22 protein-coding genes are annotated in these 21,490 nt (G+C 68.6%); 4 read left to right on the plus strand and 18 right to left on the minus strand.

Features of this window, described 5'->3' with window-relative positions; all coding sequences use genetic code 11:
* Positions 1–224 precede the first annotated feature (224 nt).
* Positions 225–1,193 (minus strand): right-handed parallel beta-helix repeat-containing protein, encoded by a 969-nt coding sequence (locus tag OCJ37_RS17760; RefSeq protein WP_263111016.1) that lies wholly within the window; start codon positions 1,191–1,193, stop codon positions 225–227.
* Between the two features lie 108 nt (positions 1,194–1,301).
* The gene (glmU, locus tag OCJ37_RS17765) at positions 1,302–2,666 is read right to left on the minus strand and encodes a bifunctional UDP-N-acetylglucosamine diphosphorylase/glucosamine-1-phosphate N-acetyltransferase GlmU (RefSeq protein ID WP_263111017.1); all 1,365 of its coding nucleotides are present in this window, start codon (positions 2,664–2,666) and stop codon (positions 1,302–1,304) included.
* 136 nt (positions 2,667–2,802) lie between these two features.
* Here glmU and OCJ37_RS17770 point away from each other — a divergent pair, with 136 nt between their 5' ends.
* Positions 2,803–3,186, plus strand: a complete 384-nt coding sequence (locus tag OCJ37_RS17770; RefSeq protein ID WP_263111018.1) for a GtrA family protein — start codon at positions 2,803–2,805, stop codon at positions 3,184–3,186.
* Between the two features lie 295 nt (positions 3,187–3,481).
* Here the strand turns inward: OCJ37_RS17770 and OCJ37_RS17775 are convergent, their stop codons facing one another.
* From OCJ37_RS17775 to OCJ37_RS17820, 10 genes are all read right to left on the minus strand, one after another.
* Positions 3,482–4,054, minus strand: coding sequence for a chorismate mutase (locus tag OCJ37_RS17775; RefSeq protein ID WP_263111019.1), 573 nt, complete (start codon positions 4,052–4,054; stop codon positions 3,482–3,484).
* A 414-nt stretch (positions 4,055–4,468) separates the two neighbouring features.
* Positions 4,469–4,891 carry a F0F1 ATP synthase subunit epsilon gene (locus OCJ37_RS17780; RefSeq protein WP_179568760.1) on the minus strand — a complete coding sequence of 141 codons (423 nt, stop codon included), beginning with the start codon at positions 4,889–4,891 and terminating at the stop codon, positions 4,469–4,471.
* Positions 4,892–5,035: 144 nt separating this feature from the next.
* Positions 5,036–6,442, minus strand: coding sequence for a F0F1 ATP synthase subunit beta (gene atpD / locus OCJ37_RS17785; RefSeq protein ID WP_263111020.1), 1,407 nt, complete (start codon positions 6,440–6,442; stop codon positions 5,036–5,038).
* Between the two features lie 147 nt (positions 6,443–6,589).
* Complete coding sequence (gene atpG, locus OCJ37_RS17790; protein ID WP_263111021.1) at positions 6,590–7,453, minus strand: F0F1 ATP synthase subunit gamma; 864 nt, start codon at positions 7,451–7,453, stop codon at positions 6,590–6,592.
* Between the two features lie 112 nt (positions 7,454–7,565).
* On the minus strand, positions 7,566–9,113 hold the full coding sequence (gene atpA / locus OCJ37_RS17795; RefSeq protein WP_263111022.1) for a F0F1 ATP synthase subunit alpha: 1,548 nt from the start codon (positions 9,111–9,113) through the stop codon (positions 7,566–7,568).
* 147 nt (positions 9,114–9,260) lie between these two features.
* Positions 9,261–9,788, minus strand: coding sequence for a F0F1 ATP synthase subunit delta (locus OCJ37_RS17800; protein WP_263111023.1), 528 nt, complete (start codon positions 9,786–9,788; stop codon positions 9,261–9,263).
* 1 nt (position 9,789) lies between these two features.
* Entirely contained in the window at positions 9,790–10,260 is a 471-nt protein-coding gene (locus OCJ37_RS17805) for a F0F1 ATP synthase subunit B (RefSeq protein ID WP_263111024.1), read from the minus strand.
* 115 nt (positions 10,261–10,375) lie between these two features.
* Positions 10,376–10,675, minus strand: coding sequence for a F0F1 ATP synthase subunit C (atpE, locus tag OCJ37_RS17810; RefSeq protein ID WP_046978353.1), 300 nt, complete (start codon positions 10,673–10,675; stop codon positions 10,376–10,378).
* A gap of 76 nt (positions 10,676–10,751) precedes the next feature.
* Complete coding sequence (gene atpB, locus OCJ37_RS17815) at positions 10,752–11,546, minus strand: F0F1 ATP synthase subunit A (RefSeq protein WP_263111025.1); 795 nt, start codon at positions 11,544–11,546, stop codon at positions 10,752–10,754.
* Positions 11,547–11,570: 24 nt separating this feature from the next.
* Positions 11,571–11,936, minus strand: a complete 366-nt coding sequence (locus tag OCJ37_RS17820; protein WP_179568774.1) for an ATP synthase subunit I — start codon at positions 11,934–11,936, stop codon at positions 11,571–11,573.
* 441 nt (positions 11,937–12,377) lie between these two features.
* Between OCJ37_RS17820 and OCJ37_RS17825 the strand changes: the two genes are divergently transcribed.
* On the plus strand, positions 12,378–13,190 hold the full coding sequence (locus OCJ37_RS17825; protein WP_263111026.1) for a hypothetical protein: 813 nt from the start codon (positions 12,378–12,380) through the stop codon (positions 13,188–13,190).
* A 410-nt stretch (positions 13,191–13,600) separates the two neighbouring features.
* On the opposite strand, the gene OCJ37_RS17830 is transcribed toward OCJ37_RS17825, so the two are convergent.
* The 3 genes from OCJ37_RS17830 to aceF all read right to left on the minus strand — a co-directional run bounded on the left by OCJ37_RS17830 (position 13,601) and on the right by aceF (position 17,661).
* The gene (locus OCJ37_RS17830) at positions 13,601–13,876 is read right to left on the minus strand and encodes a hypothetical protein (RefSeq protein WP_263111027.1); all 276 of its coding nucleotides are present in this window, start codon (positions 13,874–13,876) and stop codon (positions 13,601–13,603) included.
* Between the two features lie 86 nt (positions 13,877–13,962).
* Positions 13,963–15,768, minus strand: coding sequence for a dihydrolipoyl dehydrogenase (gene lpdA, locus OCJ37_RS17835; RefSeq protein WP_263111028.1), 1,806 nt, complete (start codon positions 15,766–15,768; stop codon positions 13,963–13,965).
* A 129-nt stretch (positions 15,769–15,897) separates the two neighbouring features.
* Entirely contained in the window at positions 15,898–17,661 is a 1,764-nt protein-coding gene (aceF, locus tag OCJ37_RS17840) for a dihydrolipoyllysine-residue acetyltransferase (RefSeq protein ID WP_263111029.1), read from the minus strand.
* A gap of 245 nt (positions 17,662–17,906) precedes the next feature.
* Here aceF and OCJ37_RS17845 point away from each other — a divergent pair, with 245 nt between their 5' ends.
* A complete protein-coding gene (locus OCJ37_RS17845; protein ID WP_263111030.1) occupies positions 17,907–18,665 on the plus strand; it encodes a TspO-related membrane protein in 759 nt (252 codons plus the stop codon).
* 6 nt (positions 18,666–18,671) lie between these two features.
* Here the strand turns inward: OCJ37_RS17845 and OCJ37_RS17850 are convergent, their stop codons facing one another.
* Complete coding sequence (locus tag OCJ37_RS17850; protein ID WP_263111031.1) at positions 18,672–19,211, minus strand: DNA-deoxyinosine glycosylase; 540 nt, start codon at positions 19,209–19,211, stop codon at positions 18,672–18,674.
* A gap of 181 nt (positions 19,212–19,392) precedes the next feature.
* On the opposite strand from OCJ37_RS17850, the gene OCJ37_RS17855 reads away from it, so the two are divergent.
* Entirely contained in the window at positions 19,393–20,028 is a 636-nt protein-coding gene (locus OCJ37_RS17855; protein WP_263111032.1) for an OmpW/AlkL family protein, read from the plus strand.
* 76 nt (positions 20,029–20,104) lie between these two features.
* On the opposite strand, the gene OCJ37_RS17860 is transcribed toward OCJ37_RS17855, so the two are convergent.
* Together OCJ37_RS17860 and OCJ37_RS17865 are read right to left on the minus strand one after the other, a co-directional pair.
* Entirely contained in the window at positions 20,105–20,668 is a 564-nt protein-coding gene (locus OCJ37_RS17860; RefSeq protein WP_263111033.1) for a DUF1453 domain-containing protein, read from the minus strand.
* 13 nt (positions 20,669–20,681) lie between these two features.
* Positions 20,682–21,485, minus strand: a complete 804-nt coding sequence (locus OCJ37_RS17865) for a MetQ/NlpA family ABC transporter substrate-binding protein (RefSeq protein ID WP_263111034.1) — start codon at positions 21,483–21,485, stop codon at positions 20,682–20,684.
* Positions 21,486–21,490: the final 5 nt, after the last annotated feature.

Below are 21,490 nucleotides of genomic sequence, written 5' to 3' on the forward strand. Positions count from 1 at the left end.
CTGTCGCGGCTGAAGCCGCTCCTACAGGATGCGCAACGTCTGTCGGCGCAGTCCACTCGCGGATCGTGCCGTCTCGACGATGCCCGGCCTGCCGAGCGCGCCGCTGGCGTCGACGAGCTAGTGCGTTCGATGCAGACGATGTCACCCGATGGCGTCACTGTGGGAGCGACTGAGTCGCTCCCACAAATTCGGCGCCGTGTCGCAGCGTCACCGCGCGACACACCTCACTCGCGGATCGTGCCGCTCTCGACGATGCGCGGCGTGGCCAGCGCGCCGCAGGCGTCGTCGGCGCCGGTGGTGGCCGTGGCGGGAATCGCGCCGTAATAGCCGGCGCCGACCGTGTTGTCGACGAAGCGCCCGCCCTGCGACGGGCATTCGCCCTGGTCCAGGTCGAACCAGTCGGAGAACGCGGCGTACTTGCCGGCGCGCACGAAACGGTTGCCGCGCACCTCGGTGGCGTCGGACGCATCGCGGGTGCGCACCACGTCGCCGTTGACGTCGGTGAACGTGTTGCCCTGCACCACGTTGCCGGTCGAATGCCGCGCCAGGTACAGCGCGTGGATGTAGCCGGAGGTTTCCTTGCTGTTCTCGATCGCGCTGAACTGGTTGTCGGCGATCAGGTTGTCGCGCGAGTTCTGCAGCCGGATCGCCGCATACGAGTAGGCCGGACTGCCCTGGCCGTGGATGCCGCCGATGCGGGTGAAGCGCATGCCGCGGATCTCGTTGCCGGCGTTGCCGTCGGCCGCCGCGTTGCTGCTGCCCAGGTCCATCGCCATCCAGTAGTCGCTGACCTCCAGGCCGACGAACTGCAGCTGGGTGCGCTGGTTGCCGCCGCCGCGCAGGGTGAACCAGGTGCCACCACCGCCGCCGTCGAAGCGCGGCATGGTCGCCGCACCGGGCGCGGCGACGATGCGCAACGGCGCATCGTCGTTGCGGAAGGTCCAGCGCACCGACTGGCCCACATAGGTGCCGGGCGCGACCACGATCTCCACCGCGGTCTGCGCCGGCGGCGGTTGCGCCTGCAGCCGCCGCTGCGCCTCGGCCAGGGTCTGCAGCGCGGTCGCCGCGCTGGTGCCGGCCGCGGCGTCGTCGCCGTCCGACGCCAGGTACAGACGATGGGTCTGCGCGTGCACGGCGCCGGCCGTGATCAGCAACAGCGCCAGCATCCACCAGCGCGCGCATCGTGCCTGCATCGAACACCTCCCTGGGGTCGTCGCGAGGCTGGCGCCGTAGTGCCAGCTGCGCCACCTTAGCGCGGCGGCGCCACTCCGGGTGCGATGTCCGTCACGCTGTGCGGCCGGCTATGCCTTCTTCGGCCGCTTCCAGTCTTCGCGCGTGGTCTGCCGTGCCCGCGCCACGGTGAGCTGGCCGGCCGGCGCATCGCGGGTGATCACCGACCCGGCGCCGATGGTCGCGCCGGTGCCGATCGTCAGCGGCGCCACCAGCGCGCTGTTGGAGCCGACGAACACGTCGTCGCCGATGTTGGTCTGCCACTTGTTCACGCCGTCGTAGTTGCAGGTGATGGTGCCGGCGCCGATGTTGACCCCGCTGCCGATCACCGCATCGCCGAGATAGCTCAGATGGTTGGCCTTGCTGCCCACGCCGAGCACCACCTTCTTGGTCTCGACGAAGTTGCCGATGTGCACGCCGTCGGCCAGCACCGTGCCCGGCCGCAGCCGCGCGAACGGGCCGATCTGCACCGCGCCCTCGGTGACCACGCCTTCCAGGTCGCAGTGCGCGCGCACTTCGGTGCCCGGGCCCAGCACCACGTCCTTGAGCCGCACGAACGGGCCGATGCGCACCCCGTCGCCCAGTTCCACCTCGCCTTCCAGCACCACGTTCACGTCGATGCACACGTCGCGGCCGACGCGCACGCGGCCGCGCTGGTCCACGCGGCCGGGGTCGAGCAGGTGCGCGCCCTGCTCGCACAGCGCGCGCGCCGCGCGCAGCTGCCAGGCGCGTTCCAGCTGCGCCAGCTGCCACGGGTCGTTGGCGCCTTCGGCCTCGATCGGGTCGGCCACCAGCACCATCTCCGCCGGGGTGAATTCGGCGGCGGCGGCGGCGAACACGTCGGTGAGGTAGTACTCGCCCTGCGCGTTGTCGCTGCGCAGCTGCGCCAGCCAGCGCTTCAGCGCGGTGGATTCGGCGGTGACGATGCCGGTGTTGATGGCGCGGATGCGGCGCTGCTCGTCGTCGGCCTCCTTGTGCTCCACGATCGCGGCGACCTTGCCCGCCGCGTCGCGCACGATGCGGCCGTAGCCGCTGGGGTCCTCGGGCTCGGCCACCAGCACCGCCAGCCGCCCCGGCGAGTGCAGCAGGCGCAGCAGGGTGTCGGCGCGGATCAGCGGCACGTCGCCGTACAGCACCAGCACGGTGGCCGCATCCGGCACCGCGGCCATCGCCTGCTGCACCGCATGCCCGGTGCCCAGCTGCTGCGCCTGCTCAGCCCACAGCAGGTCCGGCTGGTCGCCAAAGGCGGCGCGCACCGCATCGCCGCCATGGCCGTAGACGACATGGATCGCCGCCGGCTGCAGGCGGCGGGCGGTCTCGATCACGTGCGCCAGCATCGGCCGGCCGGCGATCGGTTGCAGCACCTTGGGCTTGGCGGACTTCATCCGCTTGCCCGCACCGGCGGCAAGGATCACGACGTGCAGGGGCAGGCTCATGGGGAGGTTCCATTCCGGGTAGAAGGGGATTTTAGAGGCAGCCGCGGATGCGTGCCGCAACGGCGCGATCGCGGGCGACATTTACATCTGCGTGGCAGACGCTAGCATGCGCGCTTGATATCACCCCAGGGCTTCCATGACTCTGCTGCGCCAGAGCGGTCAATTCGTGCTGATCGGATTGCTGCAGCTGCTGATCGACTGGAGCGTGTTCGTCGCGGCGACCGCCGCCGGCATGCCGACGGTCCCGGCCAACGTGCTCGGGCGCGTGTGCGGCGCCCTGATCGGCTTCTGGCTCAACGGCCGCATCACCTTCGCCAACGACGACGGCGCCCGCCTGGGCTGGCAGCGCTTCGGCCGTTTCATGGCGATGTGGATCGCGCTGACCCTGCTCAGCACCTGGCTGGTGTCGCTGTGCGTGGACGCGCTCGGCCTGCGCCTGGCCTGGCTGGCCAAACCGGTGGTCGAGGGCCTGCTGGCGGTGCTGTCGTTCTTCGTGGGGCGGCACGTGGTGTACCGCTGAGGTGCGTCGCGCAGAGGCATCCGTCTCGCGCAGCCGACTGCATGCTGGCCCCCGGGGGGCTGTAACGAATGAAACGCCTGGCTGGGCGCTCGCATGGAGCGCCATGGCCCCGTGCGCTCGAAGGCGGCCTCGCTGCCGGCGATGCCCCGTGTGGGAGCGACTTCAGTCGCGGCGGGCTCTACCGGTAACGCGTGTCGCGACTGAAGTCGCTCCTACGGAAGAAGCGTTGCGCCAGGATCTGCACCCTCGCGAAACCATGGGCTGCAGGCGCGCGCCTGCAAACGCCCCGCCGCGCTCAGCGGCAGAAATCGCCCAGGCTGCGCACCAGCGCGGTGCGGTGGACCTGGTCCAGCCGCCGGCGCAGCGCATAGGCCTCGGCGGCGCGCGCGGTTGCAACCGGACAGTCCGGCGCCTGCCGCGCCGCGGCGCTGGCCTGCAAGGCGTCCAGCATCTCGCCCTGCAACTGGTCCAGGCGCGTGCGCAGCGCCGCCAGGTCCGGGCGCGGCCGGTCCGGCGCGTAGCCGCGCAGCCGCCATTGCGCCAGCAGCTGGTACTGCACCAGCTTGTTGGACTCGATCTGCATGCCGAAGAAGCGCGCCGCGTCGTCCGCGTCCACGCCATGCGCCGCCGCCTGCGCACGCACGCCGGCCAGCACCGCGGCCTCGCGCGCGGCGTCCAGCACGGGCTTGCCGCTGTCCCACTTGCTCAACGCGACCTGGTCGCCGATCGCGTTGCGCTCGACGATGCGGTCGAGCAGCGGCTCGATCGGCGTGGCGCTGCGCGCAGGCATCGCGCAGCCCGCCAGGGCGGCGCCGGCCAACAGCGCGGTCAACGCGCGGATGAGCAGGACGGGGACGGAAGCGGGCATCGTGGCTCTCCAGAGGAGCGTCTGCGCAGGAAAGAAGCAGGCCGGGCGGCCATCTTGCCCAAGCCGAGGGACGTTTTCATTGCGTCGCGCCGCGATCGGGCCGCACGCGGCCGCCGAGTCGGCGGCGGCAAAGCCGAAACCGGCATCGCGACACGAACTGACGACACGGCGCTCGGCAGCGCGGTGCGTCGGCAGAACGCTCGCCAAGACGGCGCATGCGCCAGTGGCAACACCCGCGCGCAGCACCGCATGCGTTCGTTGCCGCGCCACGGCGGATTCGCCCCACTGCCTTGGTTCTGCGGGCCAGCGGGTGGCGACGCGCGGTACGCCGCCATCGCCCCCCAACGAAAAACGCCGGCAGCAGCCGGCGTCTTCGTCGCAATCGCGCGGCCGCCAGGCGGCACGCGACGTCGCTCAGTGCTTGAGGTTCTTGCGCAGGCGCTCCAGCGCCTGCAGCTGCGCGGTGACTTCCGCCAGCTTGGCCTGCGCCTCGGCCACGTCGATGCCTTCGCCGCGGTTGGCCAGCATGCGCTCGGCGTCTTCCTTGGCCTTGCGCACCGACGCCTCGTCGATGTCCTGCGCGCGGATCGCGGTGTCGGCCAGGATGGTCACCACCTGCGGCTGCACCTCGAGGATGCCGCCGGAAATGGCGAAATCCAGCTGCTCGCCGCTGGCGGTGGTCACCACCACCTTGCCGGGCTTGAGCCGGGTGATCAGCGGCGCGTGCTTGGGCGCGATGCCCAGCTCGCCCAGCTCGCCGGTGGCGACCACCAGGGTCGCTTCACCGTGGTAGATCTCGTGCTCGGCGCTGACGATGTCGCAACGGATGGTGCTCATGGTTACCTCGCTGGAGCGAGGCGGGATTGGGGATGGGGATTGGGGATTGGCCAAGGCGGTCGCGCCGCTTTCCTCTCCATCCGAATCCACCGCCCGCGATGCCCGCCTTGCGTATCCCTAATCCCGAATGCCGAATGCCGGCTGTTACGCCTTCTCGGCCATCTTCTTGGCCTTCTCGACCGCTTCTTCGATGCTGCCGACCATGTAGAACGCCTGCTCCGGCAGGTGGTCGTATTCGCCGTCGACGATGCCCTTGAAGCCGCGGATGGTGTCCTTCAGCGACACGTACTTGCCGGGCGAGCCGGTGAACACTTCGGCCACGTGGAACGGCTGGCTGAAGAAGCGCTCGATCTTGCGCGCGCGCGACACCGACTGCTTGTCCTCTTCGGACAGTTCATCCATGCCCAGGATCGCGATGATGTCCTTCAGTTCCTTGTACTTCTGCAGGGTCATCTGCACGCGACGCGCGGTGTCGTAGTGCTCATGGCCGATCACGTTCGGATCCATCATGCGCGAGGTCGAATCCAGCGGATCCACCGCCGGGTAGATGCCCAGCGAGGCGATGCTGCGCGACAGCGCGACGGTCGAGTCGAGGTGGGCGAAGGTGGTCGCCGGCGACGGGTCGGTGTAGTCGTCCGCGGGCACGTACACGGCCTGGATCGAGGTGATCGAGCCGGTCTTGGTCGAGGTGATGCGCTCCTGCAGCACGCCCATTTCCTCGGCCAGGGTCGGCTGGTAGCCCACCGCCGACGGCATGCGGCCCAGCAGCGCCGACACTTCGGTACCGGCCAGGGTGTAGCGGTAGATGTTGTCGACGAACAGCAGCACGTCCTTGCCCTTGCCCGAGGCGTCCTTCTCATCGCGGAAGTACTCGGCCATGGTCAGGCCGGTCAGCGCGACGCGCAGGCGGTTGCCCGGCGGCTCGTTCATCTGGCCGTACACCATCGCCACCTTGTCCAGGACGTTGGAGTCCTTCATCTCGTGGTAGAAGTCGTTGCCCTCGCGGGTACGCTCGCCCACGCCGGCGAACACGGACAGACCGCTGTGCGCCTTGGCGATGTTGTTGATCAGCTCCATCATGTTGACGGTCTTGCCGACGCCGGCGCCGCCGAACAGGCCGACCTTGCCGCCCTTGGCGAACGGGCACATCAGGTCGATGACCTTGATGCCGGTTTCCAGCAGCTCGGTGGCCGAGGACTGGTCTTCGTAGCTCGGCGCGGCGCGGTGGATTTCCCAATGGTCGGTGGCCTGCACGTCGCCGGCCTCGTCGATCGGGCGGCCCAGCACGTCCATGATCCGGCCCAGCGTGCCCGGGCCGACCGGCACCGAGATCGCGCGGCCGGTGTTGGACGCCACCAGGTTGCGCTTGAGGCCGTCGGTGGAGCCGAGCGCGATGGTGCGCACGATGCCGTCGCCCAGCTGCTGCTGCACTTCCAGCGTGATGGCCGTGCCTTCGACCTTCAGTGCGTCGTAAATCTTCGGCACATCGGCACGCGCGAATTCGACGTCGACGACCGCGCCGATGATCTGAACGATCTTGCCCTGACTCATGTTTGCTGCTCCGGTTAACTTAATTCGATCGGCCAACGAGTCGGCCCTTCAATGATCCGTGATTCGGGAGTCGGGATTGGGGATTCGTAAGCGCGCCTGCTGCTTTTGCGAATCCCGAATCCCGAATGCCCAATCCCGCGGCCGTCGTCAGACGGCCGCCGCGCCGCCGACGATCTCGGAAATTTCCTGGGTGATCGCCGCCTGCCGCGCCTTGTTGTAGATCAGCTGCAAGGTGCTGATCAGCTTGTTGGCGTTGTCGCTGGCGGCCTTCATCGCGACCATGCGCGCGGCGTGCTCGGAGGCCACGTTCTCCAGCACCGCCTGGTACACCAGCGACTCGATGTAGCGCGTCATCACGTGCTCGAGCACGGTCGCGGCATCGGGTTCGTACAGGTAGTCCCAGTCGTGGTGCGCGACCTGGCTCTCCGCCGCCGGCAGCGGCAGCAGCTGGTCGAAGCTGGCCTTCTGCGTCATCGTGTTCACGAAGCGGTTGTAGACCAGGTAGACGCGGTCGATCTTGCCCTCGGTAAACGCGTCCAGCATCACCTTGATCACGCCGATCAGCTGCTCCAGCTGCGGCACGTCGCCGAGGTGGCTGACGCTGCCGACCATGTCGACCTTCAGCCGGCGGAAGAACACCGAGGCCTTCTGGCCGATGGTGACCACGTCGATGCCCGCGCCCTTGTCCTGCCACTGGCGCACTTCGCCCAGCATCTTGCGGAACAGGTTGTTGTTGAGGCCGCCGGCCAGACCGCGATCGGAGGAGATCACGATGTAGCCGACGCGCTTGACCGCGTCGCGCTGCACCAGGAACGGATGCGTGTAGTCGGTGCTGGCCTGCGCCAGATGCCCGATCACCTGCTTCATCGCCTGCGCGTACGGGCGCGAGGTCTTCATCCGATCCTGCGCCTTGCGGATCTTGGAGGCCGAGACCATCTCGAGCGCGCGCGTCACCTTGCGGGTGTTCTGCACGCTCTTGATCTTGGTTTTGATTTCGCGTCCGCCTGCCATTACTCGCTCCGCTCGTGGGATTCGTGATTCGTGATTCGGGATTGGCCGAAGCCACCCGTATCCCGCTCCTGCGAATCCCTAATGCCTAATCCCCAATTCCCGGGCCGCTGACTTACCAGCTGCCCGTGGTCTTGAACTCGCCGATGCCCTTCTTGAACGCCGCTTCGATCTCGCCGTTCCAGTCGCCGCTGTCGTTGACCTTGGCCACCAGCTCGCCGGCGGTGTTGGCGAAGTGCGCGTGCAGGCCTTCCTCGAACGCGCCGATCTTGTTGACCGGCACGTCGTCCAGGAAGCCTTCGTTGACCGCGTAGATCGACAGCGCCTGGTTGGCGATGGACATCGGCAGGTACTGCTTCTGCTTCATCAGCTCGGTGACGCGCTGGCCGCGCTCGAGCTGCTTGCGGGTGGCTTCGTCCAGGTCCGAGGCGAACTGCGCGAACGCCGCCAGCTCGCGGTACTGCGCCAGCGAGATGCGGATGCCGCCGGACAGCTTCTTGATGATCTTGGTCTGCGCGGCGCCGCCGACGCGCGACACCGAGATGCCGGCGTTCACGGCCGGGCGGATGCCGGCGTTGAACAGGTCGGTTTCCAGGAAGATCTGGCCGTCGGTGATCGAGATCACGTTGGTCGGCACGAACGCGGACACGTCGCCGGCCTGGGTCTCGATGATCGGCAGCGCGGTCAGCGAACCGGTCTTGCCCTTGACCTCGCCCTTGGTGAACTGCTCCACGTACTCCTCGGACACGCGCGCGGCGCGCTCCAGCAGGCGGCTGTGCAGGTAGAACACGTCGCCCGGGTAGGCTTCGCGGCCCGGCGGGCGCTTGAGCAGCAGCGAGATCTGGCGGTAGGCCACGGCCTGCTTGGACAGGTCGTCGTACACGATCAGCGCGTCTTCGCCGCGGTCCATGAAGTATTCGCCCATGGTGCAGCCGGCGTAGGCGCTGATGTACTGCATCGCCGCCGACTCGGAGGCGGTCGCGGCGACCACGATGGTGTGCGCCAGCGCGCCGTTCTCTTCCAGCTTGCGCACGATGTTGGCCACGGTCGAGGCCTTCTGCCCGATCGCCACGTACACGCACTTGATGCCGGTGTTCTTCTGGTTGATCACCGCATCGATCGCCAGCGCGGTCTTGCCGGTCTGGCGGTCGCCGATGACCAGCTCGCGCTGGCCGCGGCCGATCGGGATCATCGCGTCGACCGACTTGTAGCCGGTCTGCACCGGCTGGTCGACCGACTTGCGCCAGATCACGCCCGGCGCCACGCGCTCCACCGGCGCGGTCTGCGAGGTGCCCAGCGGGCCCTTGCCGTCGATCGGCTCGCCCAGCGCGTTGACTACGCGGCCGAGCAGTTCCTTGCCCACCGGCACTTCCAGGATGCGGCCGGTGGTCTTGGCCACGTCGCCTTCGCGCAGGTTCTCGTAGTCGCCGAGCACCACGGCGCCGACCGAGTCGCGCTCCAGGTTCAGCGCCAGGGCGTAGGTCTCGTTCGGCAGTTCGATCATCTCGCCCTGCATCACGTCGGCCAGGCCGAAGATGCGCACGATGCCGTCGGACACGCTGGTGACCGTGCCTTCGTTGCGCGACTCCGCGGTCAGCTTGACCTGCTCGATGCGGTTCTTGATCAGTTCGCTGATTTCGGAGGGATTGAGCGTGGTTGCCATCTTGGTTTCCTTCGGATCGTCCACCGCGCGAAGGCGGATGGCGACGTTTGGTTAGCTTCTTTGAGAATCGGGAATGGGGAATCGGGAATCGCGGGTGGCGTCGCCGCCGGGCCGGGTTCTCTCCTCTCTATTCGCCATTCCCGCTTCTTAGTGGGCCAGTGCGGATTGCAGGCGCGACAGCTTGCCTTTCAGCGAACCGTCGATGACCACGTCGCCGGCGTCGATCACCGCGCCGCCGATCAGCGAAGCGTCCACCGCCGTGGTGATCTCGACCTCGCGGCCGAAGCGCTGTTTCAGCGCCACCTTCAGCGAGGCCACTTCCGCCTCGCTCAGTTCGGCGGCCGAGGTCACGTTGGCCTTGACCACGCGTTCGGCCTCGGCGCGCAGCTGATCGTACAGCCCGGCGATCTCGGGCAGCAGCGACAGCCGCTGCGCTTCGGACAGCAGGCCCAGGAAGCGCGCGTACTGCTCGTCGGCCACCTGCGGCGCCAGCAGCGACACCGCCTGCTCGCGCTGCAGCTGCGGGTTGTGCAGCAATGCGGCCACGCGCGGATCGGCCGCGACCTGGGCGGAGAACGCCAAGGCCTGCGACCACGGCGCGAGCTTGCCGGCATCGCTGGCCGCGGCGAACGCGGCGCGGGCATACGGACGCGCCAGTGTGAGGGCCTGGCTCATCTCAGATCTCCGCCGCCAGCTCGTCGAGCAGCGCCTTGTGGGCGTTGGCGTCGATTTCGCGCTTGAGCAGCTTTTCCGCGCCGCTCACCGCCAGCAGCGACACCTGGCGACGCAGGTCCTCGCGCGCACGGTTGGCCGCCGCGTCGATCTCGGCCTGGGCCAGATCCTTCTGCCGGTTGGCCTCGGCGATCGCCTCGTGCTTGGCCGCCTCGACGATCTGGTTGGCGCGCGCATGGGCCTGGTCGATGATCTCGTTGGCCTTGGTCCGCGCGTCCTTCAACGCTTCGTTGACCTTTTCCTGCGCCTGCGCCAGATCCTTCTGGCTGCGATCGGCGGCGGCGAGGCCTTCGGCGATCTTCTGTTGGCGCTCTTCGATGGCCTTCATCAGCGGCGGCCAGATCTTGGTCGCGACGATCCAGATCAGACCGGCAAACGCCAGCGCCTGGGCAAAGAGGGTGAGACCGATATTCATTGGGTACGCTCAGCCAAAGGTGACGGGGTGGACGCGCCGCCCTGCGGCGGACGCGTCCGAACCTTCATCCGCAGCGGCGGCCGCAGTGCTGCGGCCGTCCGCCGGTGCTACTGGATCAGCCGCCCTGCGGCAGGCGCGACACGAACTCGCCGATCATCGGGTTGGCGAACGCGAACAGCAGGCCCACGGCGACCGAGATGATGAACGCGGCGTCGATCAGGCCGGCGGTGATGAACATGCGCACCTGCAGCACCGGGATCAGTTCCGGCTGGCGCGCGGCCGACTCCAGGAACTTGCCGGCCATGATGGCCAGACCGAGGCCGGCGCCCAGCGCGGCCAGGCCGATCATGATGCCGACGGCGAGGACGGTGGAGCTCTGGACTTGGGCGAGGTTGGTCAGGACGGCGAAGTACATGGTTTTCTCCAGGAACAAAGTTGCTTGAGGATGGTGAATCGAACGAAGGGTTGCAGGAACGCGTGAAGCAGGAACGTCAGTGGCTGTCTTCCGCCAGGCTCAGGTACACGATGGACAGCATCATGAAGATGAAGGCCTGCAGCGGGATCACCAGCAGGTGGAACAGCATCCAGCCGAAGCCGAACGCGCCGCCGGCCAGGGCGCCGACGATGCCGGCACCGCCCAGCACCCAGATCAGCAGGAACACGATCTCGCCGCCGAACATGTTGCCGAACAGTCGCATCGCCAGCGAGATCGGCTTGCTCAGCCACTCGACGATGTTGAGGATCAGGTTGAACGGCAGCATCCACTTGCCGAACGGGGCGGTCAGGAATTCCTTGGTCATCCCGCCCACGCCCTTGGAGCGCAGCGAGAAGAAGATCATCAGGAAGAACACGCTGATCGACATGCCCAGGGTGGCGTTGACGTCGGCGGTGGGCACCGGCTTCCAGTAGTGCACGCCGACCAGCGCCAGCGGCATGGCGATGAAGTCCGCCGGGATCATCTTGATGAGGTTCATCATCAGGATCCAGAAGAACAGGGTGATCGCGATCGGGGTCACCAGCTTGCTGGTGCCGTGGTAGGTGTCCTTGGCCTGGCGGTCGACGAACTCCAGCAGGATCTCCACGAACGCCTGCCACTTGCCCGGCACGCCGGCGGTGGCCTTGCGCGTGGCCAGCCAGAAGCCGAACACCATCAGCAGGCCGGACAGCACCGACATCACCAGCGTGTCGACGTGCACTTGCCAGAACCCGCCTTCCTGCACCTGGAAGGTGAGGTTCTGCAGGTGGTGCTGGATGTAGGAGGTAGGGGTTGCTGCCTCGCCCGCCATGAGTCCTGAGCCTTTTTTATTCGATCAACGTCTGGCCAGCGCCAGAACCTGGAACATCAGCCCGGTGGCGATACCCGCCAACAGGGCCAGAGGAGGCAACCGCCACCAGGCAAAGCCCAGCGCCAGCACCGCGAATACCAACACCCACTTCAGCACCATGGCCACGATCAACCGCGCCATCGCCGCACCTGCCGCCTGCACGCCGCCGCTCAGCGCGGTGCGTGCCGCCAGCCATCCCCCTGCCACGGTCGCCAGCCCGGTTGCGGCGGCGCCCATCGCGTACTTCGGCCCCAGCAGCAGGAACGCCAGGGAAACCACGGCCACCGCCACCAGCGGGTAAATCGCTGCGCGCAGCATCAGCCGCCGACCCGCATCAACGGAGTTCAGCACAGAAAATCCTGCAGTTGGTGGTGGGTTGAGGACGTCTTCGCGTCCGTCGAGCCGCGGAATTATAGCAATGGGACAATTTGCGAGACAACCGCCAAAGGTTGCGGCCGTCCCCTGAATCGCGCCAAGCCATCCAAGATAGCACGCCGCGGACCCGCGCCGCGCCCTGGATTGACGCATCGCAGCAGGAATTTGCGTGGGAACTTTATGCCGCGCCGCCGGTCCCATCTGCAGGGACTGCGCCCCATCCTCGTCGATCTGCAGCGCAGGCCCATCGAGCCCCGGGTGACCGGGGCTCTTCTTTTGCAGCCGGTTCTGTGACGGATGGCGCCCTGGCGCGCTCCATACTTTCACGAATGGTGGACACGGCCTTAAGGATAGTTGCCGCACGCGGTGGCGCTAGCCATTGGCGCATTCACTACCAGACGACGGAGCCCTGCCCCCATGAAACACCTGCTTGCCCTGGCATTGCCGTGCGCGCTCGCCGCCGCATACGCCCTTCCCGCCCATGCGGAAGACACCGACGACCGCTTCACCATCCGCCTCGGCGCGATGAACATCGACAACGACAACACCCTGCGCGGCAGCACCTCGATCAACGGCGAGGAACTGTCCGGCTCGCAGGACTTCGACTTCGGCGGCAAGGAATGGGAGCCGCGCGTGGACGGCGTGTTCCGCATAAGCACCCGCCAGCGCCTGATCTTCGACTACTTCAAGTACGACAAGGACCGCCGCGAGGAACTGGGCGAGACGGTCAGCTACGGCGACTTCACCGTGCCGGCCGGCAGCTTCGTCAAGGGCGAGCTCAAGTACCAGGTCGCGAGCCTGGTGTACGACTACTCGGTGGTCGACACCCCCGAGTTCAGCGTGGGCCTGCAGATCGGCGCCGAGTGGGCCAAGGTCGAGGCCAACGCCTATGCCGACCTGGGCGACCTGTACACCGGCACCTTCGCCGACGAGAAGGAAGACGGCTACGCGCCGGTGGTCGGCTTGCGCTTCACCGCGCAGCCGAGCGAGCACTGGCTGTTCAACGTGCAGGGCCAGTACATGAACACCGACTGGGGCGACTTCGGCGACTACGATGGCGACCTGACCCGCGCCAACGCGATCGCCGAATACCGCTTCACCCGGAACTTCGGCATCTTCGCCGGCTACGACTGGTTCAAGCTGGACGTCGATCGCACCGGCGGCGACGGCACCATCGGCCTGAAGCAGGAGTTCAAGGGCCCGGTGGCTGGCGTGACCTTCGCGTTCTGATCCTGGCGGGACTCGGGACTCGGGACTCGTAAACAGTTTCATGCAGGACCCCGCAGCGATGCGGGGTTCTGTCGTTTTGTCGGCCGGATTTGCAGGTGTTCGAGCCGCGCACTGGCCGCACGTCGCGCGTGCGAACGCGAAATTCCTGCATGCGCTGGGTTTTGTTGTGGGCCGAACGCATGCGCCCCCTTCCCTCTTCGGGACGAACAGGTCGCGTTGGCGCGATCGCGGATCCCGGCGGCCATGGCACCGGCTCGCCCAGCCGGATGCGCATGGATCGTGCAGCGACGTCGTCGGCTGCGCTGGTCGATCGCCAGGCCGATACAGCCAGGCAGTGCTGCGCCATGCGGCTCAGCGCTCGTGGGCGCCACCGCGCGCACGATCGAGGCGCTGGTGCGCCGCGGCGACACTCATGGCGGCTTGGTCGCGCCCGCCACCAACAGGTGCTGGTGGATCTCGCAATAGCATTCGTCGTGCCAGCCATAGTGCGGATCCCGGCACACCGCGTGGCGCACCGCGGCGGGCAGATCGCCCGGAGCGCTGCGCAGGTCGTGCGTCAGCGATGCGAACACCGAGCCGGGATGCGGCCAGTCGGTCCGGTGCGGGCGCTCGTGCAGGCGATTGCCCTGGGCCAGTTCCCGGTCCAGGACCCTCTGCAGGTCGGGGCACAGCAGGGTCTCGCGCATGACGCACTCCTCGTCGCTTGCGCCGGCATCCGCGGAGACGACGACGCCCCGCGAACGGGGCGTCGTCGGCATCGCGAAGCAGCGGCTTACTTCTTCTTCGGGATGTACAGGTCGGTGATGGTGCCGTCGTAGACCTCGGCGGCCATGCCGACCGATTCGCTCAGGGTCGGGTGGGCGTGGATGGTGTGGCCGATGTCCTCGGCCTCGGCGCCCATCTCGATCGCCAGGCCGATCTCGGCCAGCAGGTCGCCGGCATGCACGCCGACGATGGCGCCGCCGATGACGCGGTGCGTGTCCTCGTCGAAGATCAGCTTGGTGAAGCCCTCGGTGCGGCCGATGCCGATGGCCCGGCCGCTCGCCGCCCACGGGAACTTGGCCACGCCGACCTTCAGGCCCTTGGCCTTGGCCTCGGTCTCGGTGACGCCGACCCAGGCGATTTCCGGGTTGGTGTAGGCCACCGACGGGATCACCCGCGCCACCCACTCCTTCTTCTCGCCGGCGGCCACTTCGGCGGCCAGCTTGCCCTCGTGGGTGGCCTTGTGCGCCAGCATCGGGTTGCCGACGATGTCGCCGATGGCGAAGATGTGCGGCACGTTGCTGCGCATCTGCCGGTCCACCGGAATGAAGCCGCGCTCGGTGACGTTCACCCCGGCCTTCTCCGCGCCGATCTTCTTGCCGTTCGGCGAGCGGCCCACCGCGACCAGCACGCGGTCGTAGGTGGTCGCGCCCAGCGCCGGCTGCTCGCCTTCGGCCGCCGCCTCGAAGGACACGGTGATGCCCTTCTTGTCGGCCTTGACCTCGCTGGCCTTGGTCTTGAGGTACACCTCGACGCCCTGCTTCTTCAGGCGGTCGGCCAGCGGCTTGACCAGGTCCTTGTCGGCGCCCGGCATCAGCTGGTCCAGGAACTCGACCACGGTGACCTTGCTGCCCAGCGCGCTGTACACGGTGGCCATTTCCAGGCCGATGATGCCGCCGCCGACCACCAGCAGGGTCTTGGGGATCTCCTGCAGTTCCAGCGCGTCGGTGGAATCCATCACCCGCTTGTCGTCCCACGGGAAGTTCGGCAGCTTCACCGCCTGCGAGCCGGCGGCGATGATGCACTGCTCGAAGCGCAGCAGCTGGGTCTTGCCGTCGGCGCCAACGATCTCCAGCTCGTTGGGCGACACGAACGTGGCCACGCCGGTCACGGTGCGCACCTTGCGCTGCTTGGCCATGCCGGCCAGGCCGCCGGTCAGCTTGCCGACCACGTTGTCCTTGTACGTGCGCAGCTTGTCCAGGGCGATCTTGGGCGCACCGAAGGTCACGCCGAAGTCGCCGGCATGGGCGACCTCGTCGATCACCGCGGCCGCGTGCAGCAGCGCCTTGGACGGGATGCAGCCGACGTTGAGGCACACGCCGCCGAGGCTGGCGTAGCGCTCGACCAGCACCGTGTCCAGGCCCAGGTCGGCGGCGCGGAACGCGGCGGTGTAGCCGCCGGGGCCGGCGCCGAGCACCACCATCTTGCATTCGATGTCGGCCGGCTTGCCGCTGGACAGCGCCGGCTTGGGCGCCGGCGGCTCGGCCGGGGCGCGGTGCGACGGCGCCACCGGCGGCTTGCTGGCCGGCACGTCGACCTTGGCCGCGGCGGGCGCGGCGGCCGGCGCGGCGCCAGCGTCGTCGGTTTCCAGCAGCGCGATCACCGCGCCCTCGGACAGGGTGTCGCCGAGCTTGACCTTCAGCTCCTTGATCACGCCGGCCGCCGCCGACGGCACTTCCAGCGTCGCCTTGTCCGACTCCAGGGTCAGCAGCCCCTGGTCCTTCTTGACCGTGTCGCCGACGGCGACCAGCACTTCGATGACCGGAACGTCGCTGTAGTCGCCGATATCCGGGACCTTGACCTCAATGACCGCCATGCAGCTTCTCCTGTGGCCCGGCCGGCGCGCCGGCGGGCGATTGCAGTTCTACGGCGCCGCCGCGATGGACGCGGCGCGCAGGTGGGGGACGACACGGGCCGCGCGGGCGCGGCGCCGTTGCGGCAGGACTTACAGCAGCACGCGGCGCATGTCCGCCAGCACCTGGCTCAGGTAGGTGGTGAAGCGCGCCGCTGCGGCGCCGTCGATGACCCGGTGGTCGTAGCTCAGCGACAGCGGCAACATCAGCTTCGGCGCGAATTCCTTGCCGTTCCACACCGGCTGGATCGCCGACTTGGACACGCCCAGGATCGCCACTTCCGGCGCATTGACGATCGGGGTGAACGCGGTGCCGCCGATGCCGCCGAGCGAGCTGATCGAGAAGCAGCCGCCGCTCATCTCCGCCGGGCCGAGCTTGCCGTCGCGCGCCTTCTTGGCCAGTTCGCCGCTCTCGCGCGCCAGCTCGACCACGCCCTTCTTGTCCACGTCGCGGATCACCGGCACCACCAGCCCGTTCGGGGTGTCGGCGGCGAAGCCGATGTGGAAGTACTTCTTCAGGGTCAGGTTCTCGCCGGCCGCATCCAGCGAGGCGTTGAAATCGGGGAACTGCTTGAGCGCCGCGGCGCTGGCCTTGAGCAGGAAGGCGAGCATGGTCAGCTTGATGCCGGCCTTCTCGTTCTCCTTGTTCAGCGCCACGCGCAGGGCTTCCAGCTCGGTGATGTCGGCCTGCTCGAACTGGGTGACGTGCGGGATCATCGCCCAGTTGCGCGCCAGGTTGGCGCCGGAGATCTTCTTGATCCGCGACAGCGGCTTGACCTCGACCTCGCCGAACTTGGCGAAGTCCACCTTCGGCCACGGCAGCAGGTTCAGGCCGTTGCCGCCGCCGGTCGCGGCGCCAGCGGCGGCCGGCGCGGCGGCGCCGGACAGCGCGGCCTTGACGTAGCGCTGCACGTCGTCCTTGGTGATGCGCCCGCCATGCTCGGTGCCGGTGACCTGGAACAGGTCCACGCCCAGTTCGCGCGCGAACACGCGCACCGCCGGGCTGGCGTAGGGCACCTTCTGCGGCAGCACGCTGTCGGCGTTGAATTCCACCGGCGGGCTGCTCGGGGTGCCGGCGGCCGCGGCGGCCTTGGCCGGGGCCGAGCTCTGCACCTGCGCGATCTCGCGCTGGGCCAGCTTGTCCGGCGCGGACGAGGCCGGCACCGGCTCCACCCCGCCGCCGGTCTCGGCACTGGGCTGCACCGCGCCGGCCGCCGGCGCATCGGCGTTGGCGCCGGCCACTTCGATCAGCGCCACGACCTTGCCCTCGGACAGGCTGTCGCCGACCTTGACCTTCAGTTCCTTGACCACGCCGGCCACCGACGACGGCACTTCCATCGTCGCCTTGTCCGATTCCAGGGTGACCAGGCTCTGGTCCTTGGCGACGGTGTCGCCGACCGCGACCAGCACCTCGATCACCGGCACGTCGCTGTAGTCGCCGATATCCGGCACGCGCGCCTCGACGATGCCGCCGCCGCTGCCGGCTGCGGCCGGCACCGGCTTGGTGCCCTGCTGCGCGGCCGGCGCCGGCTGGGCCGGTTCCTGCCTGGCCGGCGCGGGCGTGGCCTTGGCCGGCGTCGGGGCGGGCGCGGCGGCGCCGGCACCGGCGCCCTCCTCGGCCACTTCGATCAGCGCCACCAGCTTGCCCTCGGACAGGCTGTCGCCGACCTTGACCTTCAGTTCCTTGACCACGCCGGCGAACGGCGACGGCACTTCCATCGTCGCCTTGTCCGACTCCAGGGTGACCAGGCTCTGGTCCTTCTTCACCGTGTCGCCGACCGCCACCAGCACTTCGATTACCGGGACGTCGCTGTAGTCACCGATATCGGGGACAAGTGCTTCCTTGATTTCGGCCATGCGGGCAACTCCGGCAACTAATGAGGGGGAAACCCCTATTGTGGCGGCCCGCAGCCGCAGCGCCAACCTTTGCCGGGCAAAAAACCCGCAGCGGCCGGCCCGCGAGGCCGCAAAGCCGCCTGCGCGCGGCGTTCGCGGCGGACAGTACGCCGGCGCACTGTCCGGCCGCCATCGCCGGGCCAGGCCGCGCAGCGCCTTCACGGACGGGCGCCTAGCATGCGCCGCACCCTGATCGGAGTGCCGCCATGCGTGTGTTCGTGCTGCTGATGTCGCTGGCGATGCCGCTGGTCGCCTGGTTCGCGCAGCGCGGCGCGTTCGGCCCGACCAATGGCGCGATCTCCGACCGCTACCCGACCCTGATCGTCGCCGCCGGCTATGCCTTCGCGATCTGGGGCCCGATCTTCCTGCTCGACCTGGCCTTCGGCCTGTGGCAGCTGTCGCCGCGGCGCCGCCGCAACGGCGTGCTGGCGCGGGTGCGGCTGCCGGCGGCGCTGGGCTTCGGCCTGACTGCGCTGTGGATGCCGGTATTCTCGCAGCAGCACTTCCTGCTGGCGCTGGCGGTGATCTGGGCGGCGCTGGCGTGCCTGGCGCTGGCCGCGCTGCGCCTGTCGCGCGATCCGCACGCCGAACCGGGGCAGGCGCCGTGGGCGTGGCTGCCGCTGTCGCTGCACGCCGGCTGGCTGTCGCTGGCGGCCTTCCTCAACACCGCGCAGGTGATCGTCGCCTATCGCTGGCTGTCCACCGCGCACATGCTGCCGTGGAGCCTGGTGCTGTTCGCGCTGGCCGCGGCGCTGTTGCTGGGGCTGAACCGGGCGATGCGCGGCAACCTCGCCTACGCCGCGGCGGCGCTGTGGGCGCTGGCCGCGGTCTACGTCAAGCAGGCCGGCAGCGATCTGGACGGTGCGCGCAGCGCGGCCTGGGTGGCGCTGGCGCTGGCCGCGGCGCTGCTGGCGCAGACGCTGTGGCTGCGGTTGCGTGCGCCGTCGCTGCGTGCGCCGCACTGATCCGCGCTAGATCGGCGCCGACGGCGGCGTGAGCCAGGCCTGCAGCGGCGCCCACGCCTGCTGCAGCCGCGCCAGCGAGAACGCGGCGTTGGCCGGGCTGGTCGAGGGCAGCGCCAGCACCGCCAATGCCGGCGCGCGCGGCGCCAGTTGCGGCTGCACGAAGCGTGCGAACGCCTGCGCCGCGGCGGCGCCGTTGCAAGCGATCGCGCGCAACTGCGGCAGCTGCGCGATGCGCGCGGGCAAGGGATTGGGCACCTCGCTGCCGCGCACGATCGCCGCATCCAGGCTGCCGCTGCGCCGGCACCGGCCGATCACGTCCCACAGGCCCACGCCGCAGGCCTGCATCGCCTGCAACCGCGCCGGATAGTCCAGTTGCGGATCGAAGCCGCACAACGCGCCCAGCAGCGGCCACAGGCGGTTGCGCGGATGCGCGTAGTAGCGCGCGTGCTGCAGCGAGACCGCACCGGGCATCGAGCCGAGAATCAGCACGCGGCAATCGTCGCGAATCTGCGCGGGCAGGCCGTGCAGGACCGCTTGCGTCGTCACGTTGGACGCACGTGGATGAACATCGCCAAGTCTTAAAACCTCGTTATTTCAAGCGTCGAACGCTGGTGTCTGAACAGTGCCTGCATTCGCCCGGTCGGGGTCGGCGGCGATTCATCTTCCCATCGATACGGTGTGCGCGCCCACTCCTGTGGCCCCACAAGAAAAAGATGAGGAGATTCCCATGCGGTCCATTCAAATGCTGAGCCTGGCTGTCGTTTCCGCTCTCGCGTTCGCGCCTGCCGCGTTTGCGCAGGACGGCGCCGACACTGCATCCGGCAAGCGCTTTTCCGTCGTCGGCAGCGCGACCCTGCTCGACCCCCATTCCAAGCCGGCCAATGGCCTGGACATCGATGGCGGCCCGGCGCCGACCATCAGCGCCAGCTGGCTGATCAACGACAACTGGGCCATCGAGCTGTGGGGCGCGGCCGACAAGTTCAACCACCGCGTCAACGCCAGCGGCGTGGGCAAGGTCGGCACGGTCGAGCAGCAGCCGCTGGCGCTGAGCGGCCAGTACCACTTCGGCCAGGCGGACAACGTGTTCCGTCCGTTCGTCGGCGTCGGCTACTACGAGTCCAACTTCAGCAACGAGAAGATCGACGGCCTGTCGGCCAGCGGCCAGCACGTCGGCCTGGACACCGCCAAGGGCGCCATCGGCACCGTCGGCGTGGACATGAACATCAACTCGACCTGGTTCGCCCGTGCCGATGCGCGCTACATGCATTCGCGCCCGGAAGTGCAGGTCGCCGGCAGCGGCACCGGCCAGGACCTGAAGCTGGATCCGTGGCTGGTCAGCTTCGGCGTCGGCGCGCGCTTCTAAGCACGCCTGCTCCGCGTCACATGCAAACGGGCCCGATCGGGCCCGTTTGCTTTTGTCGCATCCGCGCGCACGCCGCTCAGCGCGGCGAACGGTCGTAGCCGCGATAGCGGTCGAAATGGCGCACCCGGCGCCGCAGCAGCCACGCATACGCGCATGCGTAGCCGAGCAGCAAGGCGGCGGCCGCGAGCAGGCTGGCATGGCTCATCCAGCCGTGCGCCGGCCACGCCGCGCCGCCGCTCATGCTGCGCCAGCCCTGCACCAGGCCGGCGCCGATGCGCGCCACAACCAGCAGCGTCATCGCCAGCACCAGCCACAGGTTCGGCGTGTAGTACAGGCCCTGCGGCAGCGGTTCGAAGCGGCTCAGCCACAGGCCCAGCGCGCCCAGGGCCAGGCCGGCGACCCAGCCGATGCCGGCGTAGCTCGCCGCGTTGGGCCACCAGTGCGCGGCGATCAGCGCGAAGCCCAGCAGCACGACGCTCGACGCCAGGGCCGACCAGAACTGCACGCCGGCCAGCCAGGCCCGCGCCTGGCGCCGCGAGGTGCCGTAGCGGAAACGTTGCAGCAGCGACAGCGGCAACAGCACCGCGGTGACCGCCAGTGCGATCACGATCGCCAGGGGGATGGCCAGCAGCAGCGGCATGCGTGCGCTCCGCTCAGAACGCCGGCAGCACCGCGCCCTGGTACTTGCGCTCGATGAAGGCCTTGACCTCCGGACTGGTCAGCGCCTTGGCCAGCTTCTGCACGCGCGGATCGTCCTTGTTGTCGGCGCGCGCGACCAGGAAGTTCACGTACGGCGAATCCTTGCTCTCGATCGCCAGCGCGTCGCGGGTGGGATTGAGCCCGGCGTCGAGCGCGTAGTTGGTGTTGATCAGCGCCAGGTCGACCTGGTCCAGCACCCGCGGCAGCATCGCCGAATCCAGCTCGCGGAACTTCAGCTGCTTCGGGTTGTCGACGATGTCGCGCTGGGTGGACAGCGCATTGCCCGGGTCCTTGAGCTTGATGACCCCGGCCTTGTCGAGCAGGATCAGCGCGCGGCTGTTGTTGCTCGGATCGTTGGGGATCACCACGTCGGCGCCCTGCGGCAGATCGGCCAGCGCCTTGATCCGGCGCGAATAGGCGCCGAACGGCTCGATGTGCACGCCGATCACGGTGACCAGGCCGCTCTTGCGGTCGCGGTTGTAAGCGTCCAGGTAGGGCTCGGTCTGGAAGTAGTTCACGTCGATCTGCTTCTGCACCACCTGGTCGTTGGGCTGCACGTAGTCGTTGAACACGCGCACCTCCAGGGTCACGCCCTGCTTGGCCAGCAGCGGCTTGACCACCTCCAGGATCTCCGCATGCGGCACCGCGGTGGCGGCGACGCTGAGCCGGCCGTTGTCGGCGCCGGGGCTGGACTTGCCACAGGCGGCCAGGGCCAGCACGGCGGTGGCGAGCAGCAGACGAAGCGGAAGTTTGTTCATGGGCG

Source organism: Xanthomonas sp. AM6 (assembly GCF_025665335.1).
Classification (GTDB): Bacteria; Pseudomonadota; Gammaproteobacteria; order Xanthomonadales; family Xanthomonadaceae; genus Xanthomonas_A.